Origin of the sequence: Opitutus sp. ER46 (genome assembly GCF_003054705.1) — a bacterium.
Classification (GTDB): Bacteria; Verrucomicrobiota; Verrucomicrobiia; order Opitutales; family Opitutaceae; genus ER46.
Window position 1 is genome coordinate 202,474 of sequence record NZ_QAYX01000020.1, and the last position, 13,559, is coordinate 216,032.

At 67.0% G+C, this 13,559-nt stretch carries 9 protein-coding genes; 8 read left to right on the forward strand and 1 reads right to left on the reverse strand.

Translation table 11 applies throughout. The annotated features are described in order from the left end of the window. Nucleotides 1–2: 2 nt before the first annotated feature. Nucleotides 3–404 (forward strand): response regulator, encoded by a 402-nt coding sequence (locus tag DB354_RS07590; RefSeq protein ID WP_107834844.1) that lies wholly within the window; start codon nucleotides 3–5, stop codon nucleotides 402–404. 25 nt (nucleotides 405–429) lie between these two features. Here the strand turns inward: DB354_RS07590 and DB354_RS07595 are convergent, their stop codons facing one another. Beyond that, nucleotides 430–3,864, reverse strand: coding sequence for a CHASE domain-containing protein (locus tag DB354_RS07595; RefSeq protein WP_158277418.1), 3,435 nt, complete (start codon nucleotides 3,862–3,864; stop codon nucleotides 430–432). A gap of 452 nt (nucleotides 3,865–4,316) precedes the next feature. Between DB354_RS07595 and DB354_RS07600 the strand changes: the two genes are divergently transcribed. The 7 genes from DB354_RS07600 (at nucleotide 4,317) to DB354_RS07630 (ending at nucleotide 13,557) form a co-directional block, all read left to right on the forward strand. Continuing rightward, on the forward strand, nucleotides 4,317–5,921 hold the full coding sequence (locus DB354_RS07600) for a methyl-accepting chemotaxis protein (protein WP_107834846.1): 1,605 nt from the start codon (nucleotides 4,317–4,319) through the stop codon (nucleotides 5,919–5,921). Between the two features lie 353 nt (nucleotides 5,922–6,274). Beyond that, entirely contained in the window at nucleotides 6,275–7,879 is a 1,605-nt protein-coding gene (locus DB354_RS07605) for a methyl-accepting chemotaxis protein (RefSeq protein WP_107834847.1), read from the forward strand. A 315-nt stretch (nucleotides 7,880–8,194) separates the two neighbouring features. Further along, the gene (locus tag DB354_RS07610) at nucleotides 8,195–8,734 is read left to right on the forward strand and encodes a hypothetical protein (RefSeq protein ID WP_107834848.1); all 540 of its coding nucleotides are present in this window, start codon (nucleotides 8,195–8,197) and stop codon (nucleotides 8,732–8,734) included. A 247-nt stretch (nucleotides 8,735–8,981) separates the two neighbouring features. Next, complete coding sequence (locus DB354_RS07615; RefSeq protein ID WP_158277419.1) at nucleotides 8,982–10,535, forward strand: methyl-accepting chemotaxis protein; 1,554 nt, start codon at nucleotides 8,982–8,984, stop codon at nucleotides 10,533–10,535. Nucleotides 10,536–10,636: 101 nt separating this feature from the next. Further along, the gene (locus tag DB354_RS07620; RefSeq protein WP_107834850.1) at nucleotides 10,637–11,548 is read left to right on the forward strand and encodes a DUF6268 family outer membrane beta-barrel protein; all 912 of its coding nucleotides are present in this window, start codon (nucleotides 10,637–10,639) and stop codon (nucleotides 11,546–11,548) included. 228 nt (nucleotides 11,549–11,776) lie between these two features. After that, on the forward strand, nucleotides 11,777–12,616 hold the full coding sequence (locus DB354_RS07625) for an AraC family transcriptional regulator (protein WP_158277420.1): 840 nt from the start codon (nucleotides 11,777–11,779) through the stop codon (nucleotides 12,614–12,616). A 263-nt stretch (nucleotides 12,617–12,879) separates the two neighbouring features. Next, the gene (locus tag DB354_RS07630; RefSeq protein ID WP_158277421.1) at nucleotides 12,880–13,557 is read left to right on the forward strand and encodes an energy transducer TonB; all 678 of its coding nucleotides are present in this window, start codon (nucleotides 12,880–12,882) and stop codon (nucleotides 13,555–13,557) included. Nucleotides 13,558–13,559 lie beyond the last annotated feature (2 nt).

The following is a 13,559-nucleotide window of genomic DNA, read 5'->3' on the forward strand; positions in this document are numbered from 1 at the left end:
CCGTGATCCTCTACGTCGAAGACGAGCCGGATGATGCCTTCTTCATGGCCCGCGCCTTCAAGCAGGTCGCGGGGGCGCCGCCGTTGCGCGTCCTGGTCGATGGCGAGCTCGCCGTGGGCTATCTTGAAGGCCGCCCGCCGTACTCCGACCGCGCCGAGCATCCGCTTCCGCGGGTGCTGCTTCTCGACCTAAACCTGCCCCGTCGCAGCGGCTTCGAGGTGCTTGAATGGATTCGCCGGCAGCCGCATCTGCAACAATTGCCCGTGGTCGTGTTTTCCTCGTCGGGGCGCACCGACGATCGCGATCGCGCCACCGCCCTCGGCGTCCGGCGCTACATCCAGAAACCGACCTCCGGGCTCGGTTTCGTGCAGGTCGCCCGCGAACTCTGCGGCCTCGTCGCGTAGGCGCCGCACCGCACTCGGTCGGCCGTCACCGCTGGGCTGCCGGTTGAGCCCGGGCCCGGGCCAGCGCCTCCGCGAGCTGCTCCGCCGTCAGCGGTTTGCTGAGAAAATCGTCCATGCCCGCGTCGACGCACCGCTCGCGATCTTCCTCCATGGCATTCGCGGTGAGCGCGATGATCCGCGGCACCGGCCGCGTGCCGTGCTGCTCCCGGCGGATCTGCCGCGTGGCCTCAAGTCCGTCGATCTCCGGCATCTGCATGTCCATCAGGACGACGTCGTAGTCCTGCCGCCGGCACGCCTCGACCGCCTCCATCCCGTTGCCCACGGTGTCGGCACGGTGGCCGAAGCGCCGGAGCAGATGCAGCGCGACCTTCAGGTTCACCGGATTGTCCTCCGCCAGCAGGATACGGAGCGCCGGCACGTTGCCCGCCGCCGGGGCCGTTGGCAGCCGCGGGCTGGGCACCGCCGCCGGCGCCGCGATCCCGACCGCCCGCGCCAGCATCAGGAACAGCGTGGCCGGCTTCACCGGCTTGCTGGTCACCGCGTCGAAAAGCTCGGCCTCGGCCGGCTCCAGCCGGCGCCCGATCGAGGACAGGAGCACGAGCGGCAGCGGGCGTGACAAGGGCAGCGAACGGATCACCCGGGCGAGCACCAGGCCGTCCATGTCCGGCATGAGCAGATCGACCACGGCGACATCGAACACCTCTCCCGCCCGGAGGCGCTCCAGCGCCGCGGCGCTCGTCTCGGCCACGGTCGCCGTCAGGCCCCACTTTTCCGCAAGCGCGACGAGAATACGGCGTCCGGTCGGGTTGGCGTCCGCGACCAGGATGCGGCGCCCGCGCAGCGCCTCCGGCGGCACGGGGTTCGCAGTCGGCGGCGCCTCCGGCAGCCAATCCGCCAGCAGCGTAAACCGGAACGTCGCCCCCTGGCCCGCCTGGCTCTCGACCCACATGCGTCCGCCCATGATCTCCGCCAACCGGCGGCTGATCGCGAGGCCGAGCCCGGTGCCGCCGTACTTGCGGCTGGTCGAGGCGTCGACCTGCAAGAACGCATGGAAGAGCTTCCCCTGCGCCTCCGGGGCGATACCGATCCCGGTGTCGCGCACGGCAAAGATGAGCTGCGAGCGCTGGCCGACGCCCTTTTGCGGGCGCACCGACACCTCGATCTCGCCGCGCTCGGTAAATTTCAGCGCGTTCCCCACCAGGTTGACCAGGATCTGCCGGACGCGGGTGACGTCGCCGCGGATCGCCGGGGGCACGCCCGGCGCGAGCTGATAGAGCAGCTCGATCCGCTTCTCCGCCGCCCGCGTGGCAAACAGGTCGAGCGTGCTCTCGATGCACTCGGCGAGGCTGAAGGGCTCCGCCTCGAGGTCCATGCGGCCGGACTCGATCTTGGAGAAATCGAGAATGTCGTTGATGAGCGACAAGAGCGTCTCGCCGCTCGACCGGATGATCTGGGTGTACTCGCGCTGCTGCTCGTCAAGCTGGGTGTCCAGCAGCAGCGAGGTCATCCCGATCACGCCATTCATGGGCGTGCGGATCTCGTGGCTCATGGACGCGAGGAATTGTCCCTTGGCGCGATTCGCCTGTTCCGCCCGCGCGACGGCGTCGTGGGCTTCGTCGACCGCCGCCGCGAGCTTCGTGTTCAGCCGCTCGGCCTCAAACCGCGCCTGCTGCTGCTCGGTCACGTCCGCCACAATGCCAAACCAGCTCCGCGTGCCGTCGTCCTGACGGTGGATGGTGGCGCGCGCATGCACCCAGCGCGTGCCTCCACTCGGGGCCCGCAGCCGGAAAGTGTCATCCCAATCGGCCCCCTCCCGGACCGCCTTTTCGAACCGGCGAAGCACGCGGCGGCGATCCTCTCGCACGACGCAGCGCAGCGCATTGGGGGGCCGGCGCCGCGCCCCGCCCGCGAGCCCATGACCCAACAACTCCCGCGTGCCTTCGCTGACGAAGGAAAACTCGCCCGCGCCTTCCCCATGCACATCATACTGGAAGATCACCCCAGGCGCCTGCGCCGTAAGGGCAGCCAATCGCTGTTCGTTGGCCTTGATCTTCTGCTCCGCGCGCTTCCGCTCGTCGATGTCGGCCTCCAGACCCATGAATCCGACCAGCTTGCCAGCCTCGTCGTGGAGTGGCTGCACCTCGACCGCCACCCAGTAGGGGCGACCGGACTTGTGGTAATTGAGCACTTCCGTCCGAAACCCGGTTTGGGCAGCGATCGCCTCACGCATGAGCGTACAGGTGCCTGGATCCGTGCGTGGACCGTGCAGGAAGGCGCCCGGCTTGCGCCCCTTGACCTCCGGCAGCGCATATCCGGTCAGGCGGGTGAACCCCTCGTTGATCCACTCGATGCGCCCATCCGGATCCGTGATCACCGCCCCGTTGCTGGTGTGCGCCGCAATCATCGCGAGCCGCCGCGCTTCGGCTGCGCGCTCCCGGAGCGCAGCCGTCATCTGCTCGGCCAGCGCCACGGCCCGCGACCGCCCCTGGCCGAGCGACCACATGATGCTCATCAACAAGGCGGTCACGAGCAGCCCGCCCACGCCCGTTGCGATGGGCACCTTGTGATCGAGACTGGCTTCAAATTTGGCCGTCGAAGTCATTGCGACCGTCCAGTCCTGTCCGCCGATTTGCACGGTGCGCTCGCGGTGAAATGCGCGCCCGCCAAAGGGCTCGGCCACCCCGACGTCCTTGGCGGTCACGATCACGCCATCGGCATCGAGCAGCAGATGCTCGCCCGTGCGCTCGGCCCCTTCATAAACCTCGACGTCGATCAAGTCCTCCGTGCCGGTCGTGATGCCGGCGAATACTTCCCGGATCACAATCGGAGCGTAAACCAGACCCACCAGTGCCGCCGCGCGCTCCTGCGGCGTGCGCGGATTCGCGCCGTGAGCGTACACCGGAAGCAGATACAGAAAGCCCGGCCCCCCGCGGTCGGCCTGCACCAGCGTGATGCGGGGCGTCAGCGCCGCCTCGCCCGTGCCGATGGCATGCTCGATCGTGCGCCGCCGCAACGGCTCGGAACCCAGATCATAGCCGAACGCCCGGAGATTCGGCTCCAGCGGTTCGATGAACTTGATCACGTAGTGCACGGGCGAGTCCGTCACCGGATGCACCGCGAACGTCGGCGCCCCGTCCGCCCGTTCACGCGCGACAAACGCGTCGAGGTCGGCGTGCCGCACGCGTTCGACAAAGCCGAAACCGATCATGCCGGGGAAGTCCCGCTCCACCTCGCGCGACGCCACATACGCGCGAAACGCCTCGCGCGTGACGACCGGCGCCGAGGCAAAGAGTCCCCGCGTCCCTTTGAGCCCGTACAGCGCCTGGTTCATCCGGCGCTCCACTTCGTCGCTCAACCGCTCGGCCGTGCGAACGAAACGGAATGACGCCTCCGCACGCTCGGTACGAATTTCGTGCACCACCCCGATTGCGGTCAGCGCGAAGCCTCCCAGCAGCGTCACGACCAAAGCGACACCGGTTCGGCTGGAAAACCTATGCGCCGCCCGGATCATGGTCGCATTTCCGTCGCCGTCGACGCCGCGCGGCGGCCTCGATTCGCGCGCAGCGTGACCGCCACCTGCGGTCGGCGAAGACGGAGAGGGAGAATCAGGGCAGGCCAATTCACGCGGCGAGAACACCCTTACGTCTCAGCGAACCTCCCGCTTGAATCGACGGCGGATGTTACCGTCATCACGCCGGTCGCTACGTACTCCGATCGCGATCGCCGGTGGTTGGGCATAGGTACCCATACCATGGATTTGTATTAAGGGCCGTGCCGCCGTGACCGATTTTCTAGGATCATTGGGGACAGTGTCTTCCAGCGCCGTGCACGCGCCGCTCTGCCGGACCTGACCTGCTTCGCTCTACCCCGGCGAGGCCAAGACGCCAATCAGGGGCCAGCTTCGTCGCTCACATGAACACGCTCACCATCGGTAAACGCATCGCGCTCATCCTCGCCGCGCTCAGCCTCGCCCTGCTCGTCGTGGGCAGCTACGGCATCTACCGCGTCGTGAAGCTGCGGACGCTCACGCGCGAGATCGTCGAGGACGCCATGCCGGGCGTGGTCGTTCTCGGCCGCATCAACACGCGAGCGACCGAAAACCAGGGGTACGCGGCACGCATGCTGAGCCTGAAGGATCCAGCAGACCGCGAAAAACTGCTCGCCACGCTGCGCGAGTCCGCGGCCCAGAACACGAAAGACTACGACGCCTACGCAAAATCGATTACCACGCCGGAAGAACAGCGGCTCTACGAGAAACTGCTGGCCACCCGTGCCGCCAATCGCGAGCAACGGGACAAGTTCTTCAAACTGGTTGAGACGGACGCCGCCGCCGCCGAGCAGGTCTTCAACACAGGCCTCACCACGACTTACAACGCGTACTCCGACGCCACCGACGCCTCGCTGAAGTACAACGTGGACCGCGCGAATACGTTTGGGGCCGAGATCACCACCGATGTCGACAACACGATCACCTTCATCCTCATCGTCACCGTTCTGTCGCTCGCCGCCGGTGGTACCCTCGCGTTCTTCAGCATGCGGGCCATCCTCAAGGTCCTCGGCGAGGTGTCCGACTCCCTCAATGCCGGCGCCGCGCAGACGACGTCCGCCGCCGGCGAGGTTGCGACCGCCAGCCAGTCGCTGGCCACCGGCTCCACCCAGCAGGCCGCCTCGCTCGAGGAGACCAGCGCCTCGCTCGAGGAGATCTCCAGCATGACCAAGCGGAACGCCGAGAACGCCCAGAAGGCCAAGGACCTCGCCGGCACGGCCCGCCAGGCCGCCGACACCGGCGTCGCCGACATGTCCGCGATGAAGACCGCGATGGACGGCATCAAGTCCTCCAGCGACGAGATCGCGAAGATCATCAAGACCATCGACGAAATCGCCTTCCAGACCAACATCCTCGCCCTCAACGCCGCCGTCGAAGCCGCCCGCGCTGGTGAGGCCGGCGCCGGCTTCGCCGTCGTCGCTGAAGAGGTCCGCAACCTCGCCCAGCGCTCCGCTCAAGCCGCCCGCGAAACCGCCCAGAAGATCGAGGGCGCCATCCACCGCACCACCCAGGGCGTCGAGATCAGCAACAAGGTCGCCGTCAGCCTCGAAGAGATCGCCACTCGTTCCCGCCAGGTCGACGAACTCGTCGTCGAGATCGCCACCGCCTCCCTCGAACAGAACCAGGGCATCACCCAAGTGACCAGCGCCGTCGCCCAGATGGACCACGTCACCCAGTCCAACGCCGCCAGCGCCGAGGAAAGCGCCAGCGCCGCCGAGGAACTCAGCGCCCAGGCCAAGGCCATGGAGGACAACGTCCGCCAGCTCCTCGCCCTCGCCGGCCGCGCCACTGCCGCTGAAATCACCTCGGAGTCCACGCCGCCGCCCGCCCGGAAGTCCGCGCCCAAGGTTCCCGCGCGCGCCGCCGCCCCGAAACCGCATGGCCCGGCCATCGTGATGACGCCACCCGCCGCGCGCCGCAACGGAACCACCGTCCCGCCCGCCGACAGCTTCAGCGACATCACGCACTAGGCCGGCCGAGTTCTCACCTCCTTTTGCCCGTTGGGCCGTGCCTCACCGCACGGCCTTTTTCGTCGGCGTGCCCGCCGCGAAACACCTCACGGCGCTCCAACGCTACGGTATGGGAAAAGCGAGCCGCTAAAACCCTCACGACGTTTTGTTACACCCTTTAATGGTCGGCATTCGCGTCCCCTGATTCATCGCCCGCCGGCTTAGGCATGCCGACTTCCTGCCGATGCAACCGGTGGCAGGAGGCATTGCTCCACAATGCGTTGCGCAATTGCATTTGCATCTGCGAAGCACGCGCCCTCGCCACACTATAATCCGGAGCCGCCGCCACTTGGCGGCAACTTCGCGTCTGCTCAATGAAGACCATCACTATCGGTAAACGAATCGGCATCATCCTCGCCTCCCTGAGCCTCGCATTGCTCATCGTTGGCGGCTTTGGCATCTCCCGGGTTCTGCAACTCAGGAGCATTGCCGAAACGATCGTGGACGAAGCGCTTCCCGGAGTTGTGCTCCTGGGCCGGATTGAAGCCCGCGCCAATGAGATTCAAGGCCACAATGGTCGCCTGCTGAGCCTCAAGGACGCACCAAGCCGACAGCAGCTGATCGCCGCCATCAAACAATCGGTCGCAGACAACAACAAGGACTCCGAAGCGTACGCGAAGAACATGTCGACAGAGGAGGACAAGCGGCTCTTCGCCAATTTCATGGCGGCGCGCACAACCAACCGGCAGTCGCGCGATAAGTACTTCGCCTTGATCGAGACGGATCCCGCCGCCGCCGAGGAGGTGTTCAACACGAGCCTCACCGCCTCCTACACCACTTATGCGAAGGCCGTGGACGCACTGCTCGACTACAACACAACGCGCGCCAATCAATTCGGCGTCCAGATTACCCGGGACGTCGACAAAACGATCACGTTCATCCTGATCGTCACCGTCATTTCGCTCGCAGCCGGCATTGCCCTGTCGGTGATCACCATGCGGGCCATCCTCAAGGTGCTCGGCGAAGTGTCCGACTCACTCCACGCCGGCGCCGCGCAGACCACCTCCGCCGCCGGCGAGGTTGCGACCGCCAGCCAGTCGCTGGCCACCGGATCCACCCAGCAGGCCGCCTCGCTCGAGGAGACCAGCGCCTCGCTCGAAGAGATCTCCAGCATGACCAAGCGGAACGCCGAGAACGCCCAGAAGGCCAAGGACCTCGCCGGCACCGCCCGCCAGGCCGCCGACACCGGCGTTGCCGACATGTCCGCGATGAAGACCGCGATGGACGGCATCAAGTCCTCCAGCGACGAGATCGCGAAGATCATCAAGACCATCGACGAAATTGCCTTCCAGACGAACATCCTCGCGCTCAACGCCGCCGTCGAAGCCGCCCGCGCCGGTGAGGCCGGCGCCGGCTTCGCCGTCGTCGCCGAAGAGGTCCGCAACCTCGCCCAGCGCTCCGCCCACGCCGCCCGCGAAACCGCCCAGAAGATCGAGGGCGCCATTCACCGCACCACCCAGGGCGTCGAGATCAGCAACAAGGTCGCCGTCAGCCTCGAAGAGATCGCCACCCGCTCCCGCCAAGTCGACGAACTCGTCGTCGAAATCGCCACCGCGTCCCTCGAGCAGGACCAAGGCATCACCCAAGTCACCGGCGCCGTCGCCCAGATGGACCACGTCACCCAGTCCAACGCCGCCAGCGCCGAGGAAAGCGCCAGCGCCGCCGAAGAACTCAGCGCCCAGGCCAAGGCCATGGAGGACAATGTCCGCCAACTCCTCGCCCTCGCCGGCCGCGTCACGACCAAGACGACTGCGGCGGACGCCCCCGTTCCCGTCGCCAAGAAGGCCGCACCCAGGTCACCGGCCGGTGCGAACGGCGCCAAGCCACACGCGCCGGCCATTATGATGGCGCCGCCGACGTCGCGTCGCAACGGAAGCACCGTCCCGCCTGCCGACGGCTTCCGCGACATCACGCGTTAGCCTGCCGCCGCCGCGCGTTTCGCCCCCTCGCGTCGCGCCTCACCTCAGGAGATAACACGCCAGATTTGGCGTGTTATCTCACGTAACCCGCCAAATCTGGCTAGTTATCTCGGTCGGACGCCATTTGTCTTGTCCCGGCTGCCCACCCCCAACAGCAGGATTCACCTCGCCCCCTTCCCCCGCCACGCTCCCCGCCCCAGGGGCCGTCACCGCCCGCTCCGTCCCTTCTCCCCTCCCGCCCGCCTACACGCCACTTCCGTCCTTTCCGCTCTCCCTCCGTCCACTCTCACTTTCACTTTCACTCTCACTTTCAAGATGTCTCCCCGCCCCGTCTTTCTCGGCCTTCTCCTTCTCGCGCTGCCGGTGCTGCGCGCGGCGGAGGACCGCATCCCCACTCCGGAGCCCATCGGCCATTCCAGCGACGGCCATCTCATCGTCCGGCTCGGCGAAAAGGTTCAGGTGTATGAACTCGAAGCCGGCGAGAAATCCTACCGCCAGACCGCGTCCTTCTGGCCGGCGTCCGACGCTCCGCTGCGCGCGATGGTGACGGACGACGGGAAGTTCATCGTGACCCTCGACACGACCCTCGGCATGGGCCGGGGCGATGTGGTCGTCGTGTACGACCGGACGGGCCGCAAGGTGAAGAGCTGGAAGCTCGATGACATTCTGCAGCCGGAGGACCGCGCCGTCGTCATCTCCACGGCGCGCGGAGAATGGTGGCGGCAGGACGCCGTGCTCTACACCGATCCGGCGATGCTGGTGGTCGCCGGCCCGAGCGAGCGCTTCGGCGCCCCCAAGCGCCGCTACTGGTACGCCCTCGATCTCACGACGCTCGCCTGGGCAAAGAAACGCTAACAGGCCGCGCGAGACCGGCCGCGCATTCCCAAAGCTAATACATCGTTCGTCGGTCGTCAGCGCAGCCTGCAAAGCGCCTTCCCGCCGTTTTTGCGTCTGCGGTTCTCCAAGTCCCTTAAGTCCAAGCGCCCGGGCAACTTTGCTCCGCCTCGGGTCCAGCACGACGGAGCCACGCGCACGGCAGGAGCGGAGGGGCGGCGCATAAACCGCACTACATCCCGCGATGCGCCGGCCGATAGCACCGCGAATGAAACAATGGACGATCGGTAAGCGGGTGGTGGTGATGGCAACTTTTTTGTGCGTCGTGAGCATGCTGGTGACCCTCGGTAGCGTCGTCGGCATGCGCCTGATCGAGAACCGGGGCCGGGCGGTCAGCCAGAAGAGCCTGCCGGGCGTCATCGAGACCAGCACGATGAACTACCTGCCCATGATCAACATGGTGCGGCTCTATCGGCTGCTGGACTCGACCAATGCCGCGGATCGCGCGGCCATCGAGGAAGCGACCTTGGAGGACACGAAGAAATTCCGCGCAGCCGACAAGGTTTACGCCGCGACGCTCTCCACGCCCGAAGAGAAAGCCGAATACGACAAGCTCGGTCGCATCCACGAGCATTACCTCGAGTTGCGTCAGAAATACTTGTCGCTGGTCGAGACCGATCGCGAGCAAGCCAGGCGCGTGCTCACCATCGACATGGTCGGCGCCCTGACCGAGTTTTCGAACCAGACGCTCGCGATCGTCGCCCGCAACGCCCGGGAAGGTGAAGCCAACGGCAACGCGCTGGTCACGGCCGTGCGCCGCACGTCCGTCACGATCATCGTCGTCGGCGTCCTTGGCATCCTCCTCGGAGCCGCGATGGCCGTGTTCACGATCCGCACGACCAACAAGGCGTTGGGCAACGTTGCCAGCGCCCTGAACGAAGCGGCCAATCAGGTCGGCGGCGCTTCGGACCAGGTTGCCAGCGCCAGCCAGTCCCTCGCCGAGGGCGCCAGCGCGCAGGCCGCTTCGCTGGAGGAGACGTCGGCGTCGCTCGAGGAGATCGACGGCCAGACCCGTCGTAACGCCGAGAACGCCGGGAACGCCCGCACACTCTCCGACGACACCCGCCAGTCCACCGAGCAGGGCACCCAGCAGATGCACGAGATGGTCGCCGCCATGGCCGACATCAAGACCTCGTCCGACAACATCGCCAAGATCATCAAGACCATCGACGAGATCGCCTTCCAAACCAACATCCTCGCCCTCAATGCGGCCGTGGAAGCCGCCCGCGCGGGCGACGCCGGCGCCGGATTCGCGGTTGTCGCCGACGAGGTACGTGGCCTGGCCCAGCGCGCCGCCGTCGCCGCCCGCGAGACGGCCGAGAAAATCGACGATTCCATCGCCAAGAGTGCGCGTGGCTCCGAACTCTCCACCCGGGTCGCCGAACGGCTCACGGAAATCGCCGACAAGGCCTCCAAGATGAACCAGCTCGTGACCGAGATTGCCACGTCCTCCAACGAGCAGGCCCAGGGCCTCGCTCAAGTGGGAAAGGCGGTGACGCAGATGGACAAAGTGACCCAGGCCAACGCCGGCAGTGCGGAGGAAACCGCGAGTGCCGCCGCCGAAATGAAAGCCCAGTCCGCCACCATGCTCGAAAACGTGGACGCGCTGCTACGCCTCGTCGGCGCCAAAAAGAAGGACGGAGCCGCCGCCCTTTCGGCAACCGACGGGGAGTCCGCGCCTGCGCCCAAGTCCGCCCCTTTGACGTTCTCCCGCAACCGGCGCAGCGCCCGCGCCGCCCGCCCGGCCGAGTTCGTCAACTGAGCAGGCGATTTCCCAGCGCCTTTCGGTTCGATACAGCCGGAAACGCACTCGTGCGTTTCCGGCTGTTGTTTATCCGGCGACTCCACTTAGCGTTCCGACCCATGTTCACCACCCTGCGCTTTCCAGCCATCCTGGCGCTCGTGCTCCTTCCGGTTACGATCATCGCCCAACCTGGGCGCTCCGGTGCCGGACTACCTTCCAGCGTCACCGTCACCGCGGGCGGCGCTTCCGCCGATGACCTCAACGACGATTTCGGCGGCCGCTTCGGCGACACCCAGGTCACCCACGTGGCGGCCAGCCTCTCCCATCGATTTTCGCTCACCGATCGCAGTTCGCTGACGCTCGAGGGCGGCTATGAGCGATTCGACCTCGACTCCGATCCCGCCGTCGTCCCGCTGCCCGACCAGCTTCAGACCGTGAGCGTGCAAGGCATGCTCCGCCACCCGCTGGGTCCGCGCTGGAGCCTTCTGGCCAATCTCAAGACCTCGGTCGCCAACTCGGGCACCGGCATCGAGAGCGATGGCCTCGGCGTGAACGTCGTCCTGCTCGGGCTGTATCGGCAGACCGACACGTTCTCCTGGGCCGCCGGCCTCATGTACCGGTCGCTGGCGGAGGACGACTACCGCTGGCTCCCCGCGGTCGGCTTCGACTGGCGTCCCAACCAGACGTGGGCCGTCTCCGTCGGCTTCCCGCGCACGGGCGTGACCTACACCTTGAACGACCGTGTCCGCACCTCCCTCGAGGCGACCTTCCAGGGCGGCACCTTCTACGTGAAGGAGCCCGTCGGCGTCCGTCTGGCCGGCCCGCGCTTTCCGCTTCGCGACACCCTCCTCGACTACTCGGAAGTCCGGGTCGGCGGCACGGTCGAGTACCAGCCGCACCCCGCCGTCACGCTCACGGCGTCCACCGGCGTGGTCGTTGGCCAGAAATTCGATTATTTCGACCGCAACTACGAACTCTCCAGCGACGGCGCCACCCCGTTCGTCCGGCTCGCCGTGCGGTACTCGTTCTAGCTGCGGCGGGGCGGTTCCAGACCCCGGCGCCCCCCACGGTCGCGTGCCTGAGGCGGGAGCATGCCGGTTAATGAAGTGAGGCGGCCCGCACGCGCGCGGTTGAATAATAAGAGCTTGCGTTGCGAACTAGTCTCACGTGCAGTCCGCCCATGTCCAACGATGCCCAACTTTTCTCGGCTTCGCCGCCCGCGGCGGTTGCGGCGGCCGGGAGGTTCTTCGGGGTCTGACATGCCCGGACAACTCAACGAATATCCCGTTCGGCCCGGCCTGACAATCTGCTGGGGAACGATCCAAACTCATCCCGATCTGGTCGCCTCGGCGGCCGTCGACAGCGCAACCGCCATCCTGCTGTTCACGTTGCCGGAGTCAGGCGACCGCGCACAGGAGGTCATGCAGTTGACTTCTCCGCGTCTGCTCCGAACCCAAGCCGCCGGTCCGCTCGCCGCGGGATTATTCGCTGTCGCCCTGGCGCTCGACGACAGCGCCTGGCTCGAACTCGTCGGCGACGACCTAACCCCGGGTGTCGCACGCATGCGCGCCTTCGGCGGTGAGGCCAACTCCGATCTGGTCACGGTGGCGCTCTCGCCGACGGCGCGACTCGCGCTCGAATCCATCCGCCGGTGCCCGTTTGGCGGCACCTGCCGCTCCATGGCACTCTCCGCTCGCGCGCACGATCTGCTCATCGAGTTCTTGACCCGACTGGCCGACGACCATCCGACCCATCCGGTCGCCGCGACGCAGTTGCTCGAAGACCAGGTGCGCTCTGCCGCCCAACTGCTCGTCCAACACCTTGAATCGCCTCCTTCCCTCGCCGAGCTCGCCCAGCGGGTCGGCGTGAGCGAAACAACCCTAAAACGAGGGTTCCATCAGGTGTACCGCACCACCGTCTTCGGGTATCTGCGCACCCAGCGCATGGAAAAGGCGCACGCCGCACTGCAGAGCGGCACCGCCACGGTTCTCGAGGCCGCTGCCCTCGTCGGCTACAGCAATCCGTCCAACTTCGCCGCCGCCTTTCGCCGCCAATTTGGAGTGAACCCCAAGACCTTCCAGCTGGCCGTCCGCCGCTGATCGTCGCGCCTTCCTCAGGTGGAAATGGGCCGGGCGCGGGTGGAATTTTCCACCCTCGCCGTGCGATGATGGCCGCGTGAAATCGTACAACGCGCATCGTCCACCGCGCCGGCCCGCCGCCGGACTTCTTCGCGGCTGCCCCACGATCGCGCCGCGCTCCGGGCCACGCCGCCACCGGAGCCTCCGTTGGGTGTGAAATGCCGTTGTACGCCCGCCCACATCCCTCGCTATCGCGCCGCTTTGTCATTCCAGCCATCCTCGCCGTGCTGGTCCACGTCGCGTTGGCCATCGTTCCGACGCGTCCGGCTGCCACGTCCCCGAACGCAACCGTTCGCGGTGCCGCCCCGGCCCTCCGCATTGTCTCACTCTCACTCCGTGACAGCAGCCCCCCCACAGACGCATCTCAGCCTGAGAATTCGCTCCACGCTGCTGGCCCCTCCGGCCACGCGCCTAATGACACCCCTGCAATCACGCCGACGCTGCCACCCTGCCTCGGCCTCGCCGGCGATGCCGTAACGCAGTCCGCCGGCGACCGTCCGGGCAACGCGGCAGATTTCCTATCCTCAGAGGCCTTCATCTCCGGCTCCGCCCTGACCGCCTACGCCGCCCACGAACTCCGGGGTGCAGGTGGCCGGGCCTCGATCGCATTCCCCGAGCCCACGTTCTCCCCACTGCCGCCCTATCCTGAGCGCGCCCGACTCGAGCGCCGCGGCGGCACCGTCCAGCTCCAGGTCCACCTCTCTCCTCACGGTCGTCCGACTCGGGTGCAGGTCGCCGTCTCCTCCGGCTATGCCGATCTGGACGCAGCCGCGCGCGAGGTCGTCCAGCAACGCTGGCGTTTCCCACGCGCCGCGGTCGCCAGCTCCCGGCCACCGCTTCGCGTCACCGTCCACTTCAGCCTCCAAGACCGCCACGCCCTCGTGGTCCTCGCCGCCCGTTGACC

Excerpts from the sequence above, each read along its gene's own strand:
- DB354_RS07600 (WP_107834846.1), top strand. The coding sequence starts at position 4,317 with ATGAACACGCTCACCATCGGTAAACGCATCGCGCTCATCCTCGCCGCG.
- DB354_RS07605 (WP_107834847.1), top strand. The coding sequence starts at position 6,275 with ATGAAGACCATCACTATCGGTAAACGAATCGGCATCATCCTCGCCTCC.
- DB354_RS07610 (WP_107834848.1), top strand. The coding sequence starts at position 8,195 with ATGTCTCCCCGCCCCGTCTTTCTCGGCCTTCTCCTTCTCGCGCTGCCG.
- DB354_RS07615 (WP_158277419.1), top strand. The coding sequence starts at position 8,982 with ATGAAACAATGGACGATCGGTAAGCGGGTGGTGGTGATGGCAACTTTT.
- DB354_RS07620 (WP_107834850.1), top strand. The coding sequence starts at position 10,637 with ATGTTCACCACCCTGCGCTTTCCAGCCATCCTGGCGCTCGTGCTCCTT.
- DB354_RS07625 (WP_158277420.1), top strand. The coding sequence starts at position 11,777 with ATGCCCGGACAACTCAACGAATATCCCGTTCGGCCCGGCCTGACAATC.